The sequence below is a fragment of the Saccharomonospora azurea NA-128 genome, assembly GCF_000231055.2.
Classification (GTDB): domain Bacteria; phylum Actinomycetota; class Actinomycetes; order Mycobacteriales; family Pseudonocardiaceae; genus Saccharomonospora; species Saccharomonospora azurea.
In genome coordinates this window covers 2,663,025-2,678,020 of sequence record NZ_CM001466.1, presented here as the reverse complement: position 1 = coordinate 2,678,020, position 14,996 = coordinate 2,663,025, and the positions used below count along the sequence as shown (strand labels likewise).

12 protein-coding genes and 1 tRNA gene are annotated in these 14,996 nt (G+C 72.3%); 10 read left to right on the top strand and 3 right to left on the bottom strand.

Features of this window, described 5'->3' with window-relative positions:
• Positions 1–11 precede the first annotated feature (11 nt).
• From SACAZDRAFT_RS11935 to SACAZDRAFT_RS11910, 6 genes are all read left to right on the top strand, one after another.
• Entirely contained in the window at positions 12–653 is a 642-nt protein-coding gene (locus tag SACAZDRAFT_RS11935; RefSeq protein ID WP_005441937.1) for a hypothetical protein, read from the top strand.
• A 557-nt stretch (positions 654–1,210) separates the two neighbouring features.
• Positions 1,211–1,822, top strand: a complete 612-nt coding sequence (locus SACAZDRAFT_RS11930) for an RNA polymerase sigma factor (protein WP_005441935.1) — start codon at positions 1,211–1,213, stop codon at positions 1,820–1,822.
• On the top strand, positions 1,815–2,279 hold the full coding sequence (locus tag SACAZDRAFT_RS11925) for a hypothetical protein (protein WP_005441933.1): 465 nt from the start codon (positions 1,815–1,817) through the stop codon (positions 2,277–2,279). Before SACAZDRAFT_RS11930 ends, SACAZDRAFT_RS11925 begins: the two co-directional genes overlap by 8 nt.
• A 9-nt stretch (positions 2,280–2,288) precedes the next feature.
• A complete protein-coding gene (locus SACAZDRAFT_RS11920) occupies positions 2,289–4,865 on the top strand; it encodes a CHAT domain-containing protein (protein WP_005441931.1) in 2,577 nt (858 codons plus the stop codon).
• 61 nt (positions 4,866–4,926) lie between these two features.
• Positions 4,927–6,885, top strand: a complete 1,959-nt coding sequence (locus SACAZDRAFT_RS11915; RefSeq protein WP_005441928.1) for an FUSC family protein — start codon at positions 4,927–4,929, stop codon at positions 6,883–6,885.
• A gap of 57 nt (positions 6,886–6,942) precedes the next feature.
• Positions 6,943–7,182 carry an antitoxin gene (locus SACAZDRAFT_RS11910; RefSeq protein ID WP_005441927.1) on the top strand — a complete coding sequence of 80 codons (240 nt, stop codon included), beginning with the start codon at positions 6,943–6,945 and terminating at the stop codon, positions 7,180–7,182.
• 9 nt (positions 7,183–7,191) lie between these two features.
• Here SACAZDRAFT_RS11910 and SACAZDRAFT_RS11905 read toward each other — a convergent pair whose 3' ends face one another.
• Together SACAZDRAFT_RS11905 and SACAZDRAFT_RS11900 are read right to left on the bottom strand one after the other, a co-directional pair.
• A complete protein-coding gene (locus SACAZDRAFT_RS11905; protein WP_005441923.1) occupies positions 7,192–8,178 on the bottom strand; it encodes a prephenate dehydrogenase in 987 nt (328 codons plus the stop codon).
• A 30-nt stretch (positions 8,179–8,208) separates the two neighbouring features.
• The gene (locus tag SACAZDRAFT_RS11900; protein WP_005441922.1) at positions 8,209–9,441 is read right to left on the bottom strand and encodes a M20 metallopeptidase family protein; all 1,233 of its coding nucleotides are present in this window, start codon (positions 9,439–9,441) and stop codon (positions 8,209–8,211) included.
• Positions 9,442–9,513: 72 nt separating this feature from the next.
• Here SACAZDRAFT_RS11900 and SACAZDRAFT_RS11895 point away from each other — a divergent pair, with 72 nt between their 5' ends.
• The 4 genes from SACAZDRAFT_RS11895 (at position 9,514) to SACAZDRAFT_RS11880 (ending at position 13,491) form a co-directional block, all read left to right on the top strand.
• Entirely contained in the window at positions 9,514–9,996 is a 483-nt protein-coding gene (locus SACAZDRAFT_RS11895; protein WP_005441917.1) for a tRNA adenosine deaminase-associated protein, read from the top strand.
• Entirely contained in the window at positions 9,993–10,508 is a 516-nt protein-coding gene (locus SACAZDRAFT_RS11890; protein WP_005441914.1) for a nucleoside deaminase, read from the top strand. The genes SACAZDRAFT_RS11895 and SACAZDRAFT_RS11890 overlap by 4 nt, the downstream gene beginning before the upstream one ends.
• A gap of 24 nt (positions 10,509–10,532) precedes the next feature.
• Positions 10,533–10,620 (top strand) — tRNA-Ser (locus SACAZDRAFT_RS11885).
• A 165-nt stretch (positions 10,621–10,785) separates the two neighbouring features.
• Complete coding sequence (locus SACAZDRAFT_RS11880; protein WP_005441911.1) at positions 10,786–13,491, top strand: PQQ-dependent sugar dehydrogenase; 2,706 nt, start codon at positions 10,786–10,788, stop codon at positions 13,489–13,491.
• Here SACAZDRAFT_RS11880 and SACAZDRAFT_RS11875 read toward each other — a convergent pair.
• On the bottom strand, positions 13,481–14,996 hold a 1,516-nt coding region (locus SACAZDRAFT_RS11875), incomplete at its 5' end, for a helix-turn-helix transcriptional regulator (protein ID WP_005441908.1). The two genes, SACAZDRAFT_RS11880 and SACAZDRAFT_RS11875, sit on opposite strands and share 11 nt — an antisense overlap.

The following is a 14,996-nucleotide window of genomic DNA, read 5'->3' as shown; positions in this document are numbered from 1 at the left end:
GAAGTACGCACATGACGCAGGACATGGTCAACGAGCACAACGGTCACACCGGCAGGGCCGAATCCGACACCACGGCGCCGCAGAGCGAGCCGACGGAGGAGAAGACGGTTCCGGGCGGGACGGTACCGCTTCCGCCGACGGGCTGGGACCCGTACTCGCCGCCGTCGCGCACGGCGCCGGTCGCGCCGAGCGGGTGGGACCCGTACTCGCCGCCGGTGCGCCCGGTCTATCCGAGCGGGTGGGACCCGTACCTGCCGCCCACGCGTCCGCAACCCATGGGCTGGGACCCCTATCGGCCGCCGTTCGACGCTCCTCGGCCGTTCGGCGGGTCCGGTGTGGCCGGTGCGGAGCCGGTTCCGCCGGTGAGTCCCGCGCCGAGTCCGGCCCCGACGCCGGGACCGGGCGGCGAGGACCGGCAGTCCGCCTCGCCGGGCGGATGGGTGCACGGCGCGGCCATCACGCACCTGTGGGCGGCGACGAAGAGCGAGGGGGTCTGGGTCGCGGTCCACGGCGTGGGCTGGCGGCAGCTGTCGTCGGCGTCGGAGAGCGGACACGGACACCTGGCGACGTTGGCGTTGCTGGCGAAGAACCACCGGCTGCCGGTGGCGTATCACGAGGACTCGCGTGGGCACATCGATCAGTTGCTCGTCTGAGCGAGCGACCCACGTGACGAGCAGGTGGCCGGCAGTCGAGGGGGCCGCCGGCCACCGCCGCACCACACGACCGGGGGATGCCGCCGGGCTCGGGGGGAGCCCGGCGGCAGGTCGCAGTAGGGGGGAGGCGCGGTGACCGCCGGCCGGTTCCGGGTCGGTGCCACCGCGCAGCCGTGGTGCAGCGGTCGCCCGATCCGGGGCGACCGCTGGTCACGGCGTCGTGCAGGGGAGGCCCGAGTGGTCGCCGACGAGTGCGTCGGTGGGGGTGGCGACCAACCGGGTCGGGAGCCTGACTGGGGTGGGGCTCCCGGGGGAGGTGAGGTCCGCCGACCGGTGGTCGACGTCGTCGACGTCGTCATTGCCGGTCGGCACCTCATCGACACCGAGCGGTCGCGGTCGCGGGATCCCCGGCCGTGCCGCTCGGTCCGTTTCGCCATGTCCACTAGTCCGAACGTGTGAGTATGCGATTGCTTTCCTGCAACTTGATGTGTCGCTCCCAGGAGCCCGAGATACTGCCAACGCGAATATCGACATCGAGATTCGGGAAGGCGGATACGTTGACCGACGCCAGAACGGCCGAGGCCGATCCGTCGTGGGACGGGTTGCGCGGTCACGACCTCTACGCGGCGTGCATGCATGCCGCGAAGGCCGGCGACCGCAGTGCCATGAACCGGTTGGTCAAGGAACTGACCCCGCTGGTGTGGCAGGTGGCGCGGGGTAACGGCCTCGACAGGCACACGGCCGAGGACGTGGTCCAGACCGTGTGGCTCGCCCTCTTCCGCAACCTGGAACGGATCGAGGACCCGAAGGCGCTCGCGAAGTGGCTGATCACCACGGCGCGCCGCGAGTCCCGCACCGTGGCCGAGCGGTTGAACCGGCCGGTGCCGCTGACCGACGAGTTGGCCGAGAACATGCCGAGCAGCCAGCCCGAGCCGGAGGCCGAGGCCGTGCGCGCCGACCGCGATCGGCGCATCTGGGAGGCGTTCCGCCGACTGCCCGACCGGTGCCAGGAGTTGATCCGGCTGACGGTGCTGGCGGGCCGGGCCGAGTACGGCCTGGTGGCCGATGTGCTGCGGATGCCGCGTGGGAGTGTCGGCCCGACGAGAGGCCGGTGCCTACGGCGCCTGCGGGAGGCGCTGGACGCTACGGAGGGGACAGCCGATGCATGACAGCAGCTCCTACTCGGACGACGACACACTGCTGTTGGACCTCGACCGGCTGATCGACTCGTTCGACCCGCCGCCCGCCGACCTCGTCGAGCGGGTGCAGTTCGCGCTCGCCCTGGAGGACCTCGACGTCGAGGTGGCGCAGTGGGAGCGGGCCGACGCGCTGTCGGGGGTCCGCAGCGTCGCGCAGGGCACGATCACGTTCACCGTCAGCGACCTCACCGTCATGGTCAACCTCACGAAGACGGGGCCGAAACACCGCATCGACGGCTGGCTGGTGCCGGAGGGGGAGCACGCCGTCGAGGTCCGGGTCGCGGGCCACGACACGTGTTCCACCGTGGCCGACGACGGGGGCCGGTTCGTGCTGAACGACGTCCCGAGCGGAACCACCCAGATCGTCGTCCACGTCGGTGGCGAAGGTGGGCGACGCACGGTGGTGACGCCCGCGGTGGTGCTCTGATCGGGCGGCGTGTCTCCTCACACCGCGCGGCTCTCCGCCGTTCTCGCACTGCAGCGTAGGGCGAACAACGCGGCGGCGAGCGCGCACAACGTCGAAGCCATCGGCCTGCTGCGGAAGGCGTTGCGCCTGATCGAGACCTCGGGGCGCGACACCGCGGAGTGGGTCGCCGCGCGGATCCGGGTCCGTATCAGCCTGGCACTCGCGACCTCGGAGGTCGGGTCGACGGCCGACGGTTTCCGTGGTCTGAAGCGGGCGAGGGCGGAGCTGGAGCTGCTTCCGGAAGGGCGGCTGCGCCGCGAGCTCGACGCCGTGATCACGGGGCAGCGGGCGCTGTTGTTGTTCCGGGTCGGTCGGGCGTCGGAGTCCGTCGCGTTGTTCGACGCGATCATTCCCGCGCTCGAGAACCTGCAGCACGACGACGGCCTGCTGCTGGCGCGCACGCTGACGAACCGGGCACAGATCCATGCCGAGACCGGCGCTCTCGACGCGGCGGCGCAGGACTTCCACCGGGCCATCCGGTTGGCGGCCGAGCACCGGCTGACCCGGATCGAGGGCAAGGCGCGGCACGGGCTGGGGGACCTCGCGCAGCTCACCGGCGACATCCCGGGTGCGTTGCGGCACTACGACGAAGCGGCCCGCATTCTGGAGAAGGCGGCGCCGGGGTGGGTGGCGCGCGTCCGTCTCGATCAGGCGCGGGCGCTGCTCGTGGCGGGCCTCGCCACGGAGGCCGGGCGCCATCTGGACGAGGCGCTACCGGATCTCCGGCGCAACCGCGTGATCCAGGACCTGGCGGAGGCGGAGGTGGCGAGGGCGGCCGCCGCGTTGCTGGAGGGACAGTTCGACGCCGCCCGACGCCTCGCCGTGTCGGCCCGCCGCCGGTTCCTGCGGCGCGGCAACCTGCCGTGGGCGGAGGTGGCCGCACTCGCGCGGCTTCGCGCCGACGCCACCGAGGTCCTCGAAGGCGGACGACGACCGCCTGCCCGCTTGCCGTTGGCGCTGGTCGAGGTGTCGCAGCGGCTGGCGGAGCTCGGGCTGCGCGACGAGACCGCCGCCGCCCGCCTGCTCGCGGTGCGGCTGCGCCTGCGGCGGGGCGAGTCGGACGACGCGAAGGCGTTGCTCGACAGCGTGCCGAAGCCGCGTCGCACCAGCCCGGTCGACCACCGCATGCTGCTGCGGCTGTGCCGGGCCGAGCTCGCCGTGGCCACCGGGAACCGGCGTGCGGCGTTGGCGCAGGCCCGGGCCGGGCTGGCGGAACTCGGCCGAGCCCGCGACCGCATGGGCGGGCTCGACCTGCTCTGCGGCACCGCGGTCCACGGGCAGGAACTGGGCACGCTGGCCGTCGGGCTCGTGTTGGAGAGTGCGTCGGGACAGGACGGTGCGCGCCGCCTCTTCGCCTGGCAGGAACGCACCCGGGCGCAGGTGTACCGCTACGAGCCGATGCCGGCGATCGACGACCCGGTGCTGGCGAAGTACCTCGCCGAGATGCGGCACGTGCAGCGTTCGGTGCAGCAGAACCGGTTGGCGGGCAAGCCGGTGACGGCGCTGGAGAACCGGTACGCGTGGTTGCAGCGGGAGGCGAGCAGGCTCGGCTGGTATACGAGCCAGTGGGGGCGGCCCCGCCCCGTCGCCTCACCGGAGCAGGTTGCCACCGAGCTCGGGGAACGCGTGATGGTGAGCTTCGTCGGCCACGCGGACACGCTCGCCGCCGTGGTGGTGCGCGACGGCCGGTTCGCGCTCGTGCGGCTGGGCCCGTTGGGCGATGCGGTGGAGATCACCCACCAGTTGCGGGCGGACCTCGACGCGCTCGCCCCGGACCACCTGCCCGCGCCCCTCGCCGCGGCGGTGCTGTCCTCGGCACGACGCCGGGCCGACCGGCTGAACGACGTGTTGCTCGAACCGCTCGGGCACCTCATCGGCGATCGCGAGCTGGTGATCATCCCGACGGGTGCGTTGCACGCGTTGCCGTGGGGAGCGCTGCCGAGCTTGCGGGGCCGACCGCTGTCACTGGCCCCGTCCGCCACGGCGTGGCTCGGCGCCGCGAGCGCCGCGCAACCCGAACCGGTGGTCCTGGTCGGCGGTCCGGGCGTGCCGGGGGCCGTCGGCGAGGTGGGCAACCTGACGTCGGTGTATCCGACGGCGCACCTGGTGGACGGTGAGAAGGCGACGAGTGGCGCGGTGCTGGAGGCACTCGACGGGTCGGGCCTCGCCCACCTCGTCGCGCACGGCGCCCACGAACCGGCGAACGCGTTGTTCTCTCGCCTCGAACTGGTGGACGGCCCGCTGTTCGCTCACGAGGCCGCGCGCCTGCCCAACCCACCCGACCGCGTGGTGCTGGCCGCGTGCGAGCTGGCGTTGAGCCACATCCGGCCGGGCGAGGAGGCGCTCGGGTTCGCCGGGGCGCTGTTGGCGAGCGGGTGCCGCACCGTGGTCGGTGCGGTGGCGCGCGTCGGCGACCACGCGTCGGCGGAGGCGATGACCGACCTGCACACCCGGCTCGCCGCGGGACGGTCCCCCGCCGTGGCGCTCGCCGAGGCCACGGCCGTGGACCCGTTCCGCCGCCCGTTCCTGTGCCTCGGCGCCGGGTGAGAGGTCGGCGGCGTTGCGGCGGGATCGTCGCGGTCAGCCCCGCCGTGTGCCGTGCGTCAAGATGGTCGACGTGGATGCGTCCGGCCGTCGCAGCGCCACCCCTCGGTGGGTCGTGCACCTGCTACGGGTTCCGCTGGACCCGATCCGGTGGAACCAGCTGCTGCGCGCCGCGGTCGTCCTCTCGGTGCCGATCGTGGTCGGCTACCTGCTCGGCAACATCGGCTACGGCGCGCTGGCGTCCACCGGCGCACTGCCGTCGATCACCGCCGACACCACGGACACGTACCGGGGCCGCGCGGTGCGGCTCGTCGGTGCGTTGAGCGCGGCCGTTCTCGGTTTCGGACTCGGCATCCTGACCGGGGACGACCCGGTGATGTCCGTCGTGGTCGTCATCGTCGTCGCGGCGGTGTCGGCCCTGATCAGCGACGCGGGAAGCAACGCGTCGATCGCGGCGCTGCAGCTGTTCGTCTTCACCGTCCTCGGCTCGGGGCTGGTGAGTGACGGGTCGGCGGCGTGGGTGTCGCTGACCCTGTTCTGCGTCGGAGCCGGCTGGGGACTCTTCGTGGCGCTCGTGGGCTGGACCGTGCGCGCCACGAGCCCGGAACGCAGCGCGGTCGCCCAGGTCTACCTCGAACTCGCGACGATGCTGTCGGCCGCCGAGGCGGGCGACGACGAGGCCGCACTGGACGCGCGACACCAGCTCACGAAGGCGCTGAACACCGCCTACGACCGCCTGCTGCGCGCCCGCTCGTGGCTGCCGGGCCGCGACGACACCTACCGCAAACTGCTCAACCTGCTCACCGCCACCACCCCGGCGATCGAGGCGACGGTGGCGGCCGTGAACTCGGGTGTGCGCCCACCCCGGGAGCTCATCGCCCACGTCACCGACCTCGCCACGGCCGTCCTGTCCGACAGGCCGCTGCCCCGGGCACCCCGGTTGCCGGAGGAACCGCGTCCCGACACGGCGCCCGCCGTGGCCGCGCTGTACCAGGCGTTGCGTGACCTCGGCCCGGACGAGGAGCGACTGCGACGTACCCGGCCTTCTGCGTGGGAGCGGGTCGTCGCGTGGGTGAAGACGCTCGCGTCCGGTCCGCTGGTCTGGTCCGCGGCGGTGCGGCTGACGGTGTGCGTGGCGCTGGCGGAGTTGTTGCGGCTCGTGCTGCCGATGGACCGGTCGTACTGGATCACGCTCACCGTCGGGCTCGTGCTCAAACCCGACTACGGGTCGGTGTTCGGGCGAGCGGTGCTGCGCGGGCTCGGCACCGTCGTGGGCGCGGGGATCGGCACGCTGGCGCTGTCGATGGTGCCGTACGGCCCGGCGCTGGCCCTGGTGGTGGCGCTGTTCGGGATGGGCGTGGCGATCGGGAAGGGACGGCACTACGGCTTGTTGAGCGCGTTCGTCACCCCGGTGATCCTGGTGCAGATGGCGTTGTCGTCGGGGGACTACGCCGTGGCGTCCGTGCGCGTGATCGACACCGCGATCGGCTGCGTGCTGGTGCTTGTGTTCGGTTACCTGCTCTGGCCGGGCAGCCGCAGGCCCGTGCTCGGCGGCCGGCTCGCCGACGCCGCCGAGGCGATCTCCGAGTACGCCGAGTACGCGCTCCGCCCGGTCGCCGACGAGGACGCCCGGCTCGCGCGCTCCCGCAGGCGCAGGAACTGCTACCGCGAGCTGTCGAACCTGCGGACGGCGTTCCAGCAGATCGTGGTGGAACCCTCGGCGGCGGGACGGCAGGCGGTCGCCTGGTGGCCCGCCATCGTGGCTCTGGAACAACTCACCGACGCGGTGACCGCGGTCGGGGTGGCGATCGACCAGGGGGCGACGGAACCACCTCCGGAACGTGAGGTCCGCAAGGTCCGCGCCGCGCTCGCGGAGATCGCCCTCGCCGTGCGCACCGGGCTCAAGGCACCCGAGATCGAGCTGCCCGAGGGCGAGGTGCTCGCCGACGTCCGCACTCAACTCACGAGCGCGGTGGACGCCGTCGCCGGGCCCGACCCGCGCAGGTTCCGGCACGTGCGGTGACTCCCGTGCCGCGGCGCTCGCGTTGCGGGATCGAGCCGATGCTGGTCCATTGGTGGTATGGGCATCAACTTCAACGAGCTGAAGCACAAGGCTCAGGACGCGCTGACCAAGAACAGCGACAAGATCGAGCAGGGCCTGGACAAGGCGAGCGGCATGGCCAAGTCCCGGTTCGGCAAGCAGTCGAGCAAGATCGACAACGCGACGGAGAAGGCGAAGAAGTTCCTGCACAAGAACGCCGGTGGCGGCGACACGGGACAGCCGGGCGGTCAGCCGCCACCTCCCCGGCCTCAGGCCTGACCCGCCGCGTCAGGGCACGTCGGCCAGGGCCACGTCGCCGTCGAACCCGGTGACGTGGCCGCCGCGGTGCCCGACCGAGAGGAGCGCGTCGCGGGCGTCGGGTGCGGACAGCCGCACGCGCACGCTCGTCCTCGGCGCGTTCCTCTGGTCCGTCATCCGCCGGAGCGCCTCGTGACCGGCCTCGATCGTGGAGGCCAGGCCGCCGGTCGACGCGAGTGAACCCCGGGCCGCCCCGAGCGCGCCCAGTGCCTCGTCGACCACGGACAGCAGAGCGGCGCGATTGCCCTCGGTCATGGCCTGCACGAGTGCGGGCCGGGTACCGGCCACCCGGGTCCCGTCGGCGAACGACCCGGCCGCGAGTGCGGCCGCGACGGGACCTCCGGCCGCGCCGACCGACGCGAGCACCGCCGCCAGCAGATGCCCGACGTGCGAGACGCGGGCCACCGTCTCGTCGTGGGTTTCGGACTCCAGCGGCACCACGCGCGCGCCGAGGGCGACGGCCAGGGCGGACACCTCCCGCCAGGCGGTGAGGTCGGTGTCGTCGTCCACGGTCGTCACCCAGGCGGCGCCGGAGAAGAGGTCGTCCTTCGCCGCCTGCCAGCCCGATTCTGCCGTCCCCGCCATCGGATGCCCGCCGACGAACGTCACGGACGGCGCGACGGCGCGCACCGCCTCACGGACCGGCACTTTCACGCTGGTCACGTCGGTCAGCAGGCACCCCGGCGCGTGGCGCTCGACCAGGGCGAGCACGGATCGGACCGCCGTCAGCGGGACGGCGAGCACGACGACGGCGTCGGCCGCGGCGGCTCGGCGCAGTGCCTCGGCGACCGCGTCGTCGCCGCCGACGACGTCGTAGCCGTCGGCCGCGGCCGCCTCGGTGTCCGAGGTGGACGTCGAGGCGCCCCAGGCCTTGCGGCCCGAGGCGACGGCGGCCCGCAGCACGGAGCCGCCGATCAGTCCGAGCCCGATCACGCACACGTCACGCACGGTGTTCATCGCCGCACATCCTGCCCTATCGGCTCCCCGTCACCGGCGCAGGCTGTCGAGCGCGTAGGCGGCGTACATGGCCACGCCGTAGGCGAGCGCGTCCTCGTCGTAGCGGACGCGGTTGGAGTGGTTCGGCGCCGCCTCGGCGGGGTCGGTGCCGGAAGGGCACGCGCCGAGGAACGCGAATGCACCCGGCACGCGCTGCAGCACGTAGGAGAAGTCCTCCGCACCCATGATCGGGTGGGGCATCCGCTGCGACCGGTCGGCACCGAGCACCTCGGCGGCGAGGTCGAGCACGCGCTGGGTCTCGGTCTCGTCGGTCGCGGTGACGGGGAAGCCGGGGACCACGTCCGCGAGCACGCGGCAGCCGTGGACCTCACCGATCTGCTCGGCCACGCGCGGCACCTCCGTGCGCAGGTGCGCTCGGGTGCGTTCGGACAGCGTCCGGATGGTGCCCTCCAGCTCGGCGACCTCCGGGATCACGTTGTCGGTCGTGCCGCCTGCGATGCGGGTGACGGTGACGACCGCGGGGTCGAAGACGTCCACCGACCGGGTCACGCGCGTCTGCAACGCCGTGACGATCTCGGCCGCCGCGGGGATCGGGTCGACGGCGTTGTGCGGCATGGAACCGTGCCCGCCCTTGCCGACGACCCGCACGGTGAAGCTGTCGGCCGAGGCCATGACGGGGCCGGACTTGGTCGCGACGACCCCGGTGGGCAGGTTGGCGAAGGTGTGGAGGGCGAAGGCGCCCTGCACCCTGGTGCCGGGCGCGTCCAACACGCCTTCGTGGATCATGTGCCGGGCGCCGTGGTGCCCTTCCTCGCCGGGCTGGAACATGAAGACCACCGAGCCGGCCAGTTCGTCGACGTGGTCGGACAGCAGCCGAGCCGCTCCCGCGAGCATGGCCACGTGGGTGTCGTGGCCGCACGCGTGCATCGCGTTCGGCACCTCGGAGGCGAACTCCAGGCCGGTGTTCTCGGGCATCGGCAACGCGTCCATGTCGGCCCGCAGCAGCACGGCCGGGCCGGGCTGGGAGCCGCGCAACACCCCGGTGACGGACGTGGTCGTGGTGCCCAGCGTGGTCTCGATGGGCAGGCCGTCGAGCGCGTCGAGCACCGCCTGCTGTGTCTCGGGCAGCTGGAGCCCGAGTTCGGGACGGCGGTGGATGGCGCGCCGCAGCGCCACGGTGCTCGGCTGAAGCGCCTTCGCCTCGTCGAGCAGGCCGGCGAACCGGGCGTCGGGCAGGGAGGGCAGGTCGGTCGGTCCGGTCATGTTCCGATAGTGGCACGAGTGCCCACCGTCGTTCGTCGGTTGTCCACCGCTCCGGCGGTATACGGTGGTCGTATGGCGGTGGATGGGCCGGTCACGGGATTCGCGGTGGCCGTCGTGCGCGAGGACGGTCGTTGGCGTTGTGAGCGCCTGGACGACGCGGCGCTGACCGAGCTGGACACCACCATCACCGAGCTGCGCAAGCTGCGCTCGACCGGCGCGGTGTTCGGGCTGCTCGCGGTGGACGACGAGTTCTTCGTCGTCGTCCGGCCGACACCGAGTGGCGTGTCCCTGCTGCTGTCCGACGCGGCGGCCGCACTGGACTACGACATCGCCGCCGACGTGCTCGACCTGCTGCGCGCCGACGCGCCCGACGATGACGACGACGTGGTGTGGCCCGCCGGTGATCTGGAGATCCTCGCTGATCTCGGGATGCCGAAGGCGGAGCTGGAGGTCATCGTCAACGAGGTCGAGCTCTATCCCGACGAGCAGCTGCAGATGGTCGCGCAGCGCTGCGGGTTCGCCGACGAGTTCTCGGCCCTGCTCGAAGAACTGTGATCGCCGGGCAAGCCGACCTCGACGCCGTGCGCGTGGCCCTCCGCTTCGCCGAGCGCGCTCGGGACACCGCGGACGTTCCCATCGGCGCCGCCGTGTTCGCTCCGGACGGGAGCTTGCTGGCGGGCGCGCACAACGCGCGGGAGGAGCTGGGTGATCCCACCGCGCACGCGGAGGTGCTGGCGCTGCGCGAGGCGGCTCGCGTGCACGGGGACGGGTGGCGGCTGGAGGGCTGCACGCTCGCCGTGACCGTGGAGCCCTGCACGATGTGTGCGGGAGCGCTCGTGCTCGCGCGCGTGGCGCGGGTCGTCTTCGGAGCCTGGGAGCCCAGGACGGGGGCGGTGGGGTCGCTGTGGGACGTCGTGCGCGACCGCAGGCTCAACCACCGGCCCGAGGTCCTGGGTGGGGTGTTGGAGGCGGAGTGCTCGGCGTTGTTGGACGACTTCTTCTCCGGGCACCGGAACCGGGCTGACCAGGGCGGAGATATTTCGGTGGACCCGTCGTCGATCAGGTGAGGGCCATGCAGTATCGTTTTCGGCGGTAGCGTGTCCGAGCGGCCGAAGGAGCACGACTCGAAATCGTGTGACGGGAGACCGTCCGTGGGTTCAAATCCCACCGCTACCGCCACGAGAAGCCGGGCGACCCACACGGGTCGTCCGGCTTCTTCTGTTCAGCACTCCGTCACGACGTTTCCGCTCGGACGAGTGGACGTGTTCACCTGACCCGGGCCTGAGATAACTCGAACGGCGTGTCCGCTGAAACGTCCGCGCACCGGCCGTCGAAGGTGACGGTATGTGCTCTCTTGGGAACCGTCTGTTCGCGCGGCTGGTCGCCATCGTCGCCTCGACGGTGCTGGTGGTCGGCCTCACCGCGATCGGAGTGTGGGACGGCAGCCGTGCGCTCGCGGAGGAGCCGCACCTGCCTCCCGGTTTCTCGCTGCAGGAACTGCCCAGCGGGCAGTCGCCGGGCAACCTGACCGACTTCGCCTACCTGCCCGACGGCAGCGTGCTCAGCACGGGCAAGACGGGCACCGTCGCGTGGGTGTCCACCGACGGTCGTTCCCGGACCCTGCGCAGCCTCGCCGTGGAGTCGCAACAGGACATGGGCCTCGTGGGACTCGCGGTCGCCGCCGACTACGAGAGCTCCCGGCACATCTACCTCGCGCGGTCGGTGCCCGTGGGCGGCGGTGCCTACGACCTCACGCTGTCCCGCTGGGAGGTCACCGGGGCCGACGAGCCCGAGGGGCTCACCGGCGAGACGGAGTTGTTGCGTCTTCCCGGGGAAGCCAACGTCCACGGGATCACCGGCATCGTGTCCGACGACGACGGCACGATCTGGGTCTCGGTCGGCGACGTCGCCAGCTACACCGAGACCGACCGGCTGGCCTTGCGGGCGCAGAAGCCGCACGCGTTGCAGGGCAAGATCCTGCACCTGACCGCCGACGGGCAGGGTGCTGCGAGCAATCCCTTCTACGACCCGGAGTCCCCCGGCTCCGCGCGCAGCAAGATCTTCGCGAGCGGTTTCCGCAGCCCCTTCCGGCTCTCGCTGGACCCGCGCACCGGACTGCCCGTCCTCGGTGAGGTGGGGTGGAACCGCTGGGAGGAGATCAACGTCGTGCAGCCGGGCCGCGACTACGGCTGGCCCTGCTGGGAAGGCAACGAACGCACCCCCGGGTACCGCGACCTGCCCGAGTGCGAGGACGCGCCGAACACGGCTCCGCTCGTGACGTTCCGCCACGGCAAGGGCGTCGACAACGCCAACAGCGTCACCGGCGGTGTGGTCTACACGGGCTCGGCCTACCCGGAGCAGTACCGGGGCGCGTACTTCTTCGGCGACTACACCCACAAGAAGCTGTGGACGTTGCGGTACGACCACCGGGGCCGGTTGACGCAGGAACCGCAGAGCCCGCCGCTCGGCACGCACGTCGGCCGCCCGGTCAAGTTCGCCACCGCGGCCAACGGCGACATCGTGTTCGCCGACATCGAGTCGGGCAAGCTCAAGCGCCTCGTCTACGCGGCGGGCAACCAGGCTCCCGTCGCGCGCATCGGCGTCGACACCGATCCCGAGACGCGCACGGTGACCTTCGACGGGTCGGGCTCGTTCGACTTCGACGGTGACGGCCTGTCTTACACCTGGGACTTCGGTGACGGCAGCAGCGCCGAGGGCGAGCGTGTCGAGCACACCTACGGCGAGGAGGCCGAGCAGTTCACCGCCACGCTCACGGTCACCGATCCCGCGGGCGCCCAGGGCAGCGCGGAGGTGACCGTGGTCCCCGGCAACCACACGCCGGTGTTGCGCGCGCAGCAGCGTGACGATCACACGTACGCGGTGGGGGAGCCGGTGTCGGTGAGCGTGCTCGCTACCGACGACGAGGATGGGATGGTCGACGTGCGCTGGCAGGCCACGGTGGTGCACTGCCCGGAGCAGGAGACCTGCCACGCGCATCCCACGGAGACCGGGGAGGGGATGCGGTTCAGCGTCCCGTTCACCGATCACCCCGACTCGCACATGGAGCTCACCGCCACCGCCACCGACAGCGCCGGCGTGTCCGCGACCCACACCTACGAGGCGCTGCCGAGGGAGCATCGGCTGAGGCTGTCGAGCAACGTGCCCGCCGCGGTGGAGATCACGAGCGAGGGCGACGACGACACGTCCGCCGGTACGGGCGGGACCGCGATGGTGACCGCGGGCGCCACGGTGGGCATCACCGCGCAGCGCATCGCGGCGGACGGCGTCTCGGTGTTCTCACACTGGGACGACGGCGAGCCGGAACGCGCGCGCACGATCACGATGCCGGACGAGGACGCCACCGTCAGCGCCGTCTACGCCACTCCGGTGGAGCAGCGCTACGACGCGGAGCCGGAGCTGCGGCAGGTGCTGGGCCCGCCGACGGGCCCCGTGGTGATCGACGGCGGGATGTACTACCGCGAGCATGCCCGGGGCCGGCTGTACTGGTCGGCGCGCACGGGGACGCACGAGGTGCACGGCCCCATCGCCGAGAAGTACGTCGAGCTGGGTGGGCACGAGCGCTTCGGGCCGCCCACCACCGACCAGACCGTGACGCCGGACGGCAGAGGCCGGTTCAACCACTTCCTCGGCACGCCCTACAGCCGCACCGCGTCGGTCTACTGGACACCGGAGACCGGGGCCCACGCCATCTGGGGTGAGATCCGCAAGCGGTGGGCCGCGATGGATTGGGAACGCGGACGGCTCGGCTATCCGACGACCGACGAGCGGCGCGCCCCCGACGGCGTCGGGCGGTACAACCACTTCACCAAGGGCGGGTCCGTCTACTGGACACCGCGCACGGGAGCCCACGCCGTCCACGGCCCGATCCGCACCCGGTGGGCCGAGCTGGGGTGGGAGCGGTCCTACCTCGGCTATCCGGTGACGAGCGAGTACTCCGTCACCGGTGGGCGGCGCAGCGACTTCCAGGGCGGTTCCCTGGTCTGGCGGGCCGCGGACGGCTCGGTGGTCGACCGCGTCGCTACGTCGTGACCAGAGTGCGCAGCTCCGCGAGCAGCTCGGCACGGCTCGTGGCGCCCAGCCGTTGCCGCATGCGCGCCACGTGGTGCTCGACCGTCTTGGCGGAGATGAACAGCCGATCGCCCACCTGCCGGTAGGTCAGGCCGGAGACGACCAGCTCGGCCACCTGGCGTTCGCGTTCACTGAGGACGCTGGAGTCGGGTCGGGAGGCCGGCTGCGGGGTGTTCGTCGTCGCCCCGGTCTGCAGCGCGCGAGCGCTTTCGAGCAGCGTCACCATCGCGGAGCGGTCGGTGGTGCGGATGGCGGCCTGACCGGCGAGCCGGGCGGCGTCCCAGCAGAGCCCCGCGGTGTGGAGGGCCCGCGCGGCCGACTCGACGCGTTCGGCGTCGACCGCTCCGCCGAGTGCGTCGATCCAGCACGCGGCGGCGTCGGCGAGAGCCTGGTGGTAGTCGCTGTGGTCGGCGAACCGCGACAACGCCCGCGCGTGCTCGGCGGCCTCGTCGCGGCGGTCGGCGGTGACGGCCGCGTGCAGGCCGTTCCAGTGCAACGTCGACGACCACAGCGGTGGGTCCCCGAGCGTGGCGAGCAGGGACCGGGCGCGCCGCAGGTGGTGCGCGAGGCGTTCCCGCTCGCCGACGCGTGCGGCCGCGACGGCGAGCTCGGCGAACGGCAGGATCGTGAACAGGTCGACGCGCAGCCGCAGCACCGCCTCACGCACGTCCGCCCAGATGTCGCGCAACGCGGACAAGTCGCTCGACCGGCGGGCGATGCCCGCGCGCAGGCCGACCGAGAACAACCAGTCGCGTGCGGACAGCTCGCCGCCCACCGAGTTGAGCGTGCGCGAGGCCGTCTCCGTGTCGCCGCGCAGCATGGAGATCCACGCCGACAGCAGCAGGTGCCGGGTGCGGGCGGTGCGTCCTCCGCCGTCGGCCTTCACGGCGTGGTCGAGCAGCGCTTCGGCGAGCGGAAGTTCACCGCACTGCATGCCGACCAGGGCACCGACGGCGGCCGGGGTGTCGGGCAGGAACAGCGAGCGACCCACCGGGTCGAGCGTCTCGGCCGCATCGGACAACGTGGACAGAGCGGCGGCCGGACCGGTGGTCACCGACTCGATCGCACCTCGCACGAGTGCCGCGGTGGCCGCGGTGACCAGTGTGGGAGGTTCTCCGTTGCCCGGCGCCTCCAGCAGCGACTCGGCGTCGGCCAGCTTGCCCTGCTGCACCGAGACCAGGGCGGCGTGCAGTCGCGAGAGCCGGGTGTCCGACCAGCGGTACAGGTCCTGTGCGCGGTCGAGCTGGCCTTTGTGGACGAAGGCGGTGGCGGCCGTGCGCGCGGCGTCGGCACGGCCGTCGGCTTCCGGTGAGGCGATCACCGCATCGGCCAGCCGTAGCGGGAACTGGGCAAGGAGTACGTTCGCACCGCACGCTCGAAAGGCCTGCCCGAGCACGTGGTGTTCAACGTCCACGTCCTGCGCAACACGCTGACTCCCGTGGTGACCGTCCTCGGTCTCGTGATGG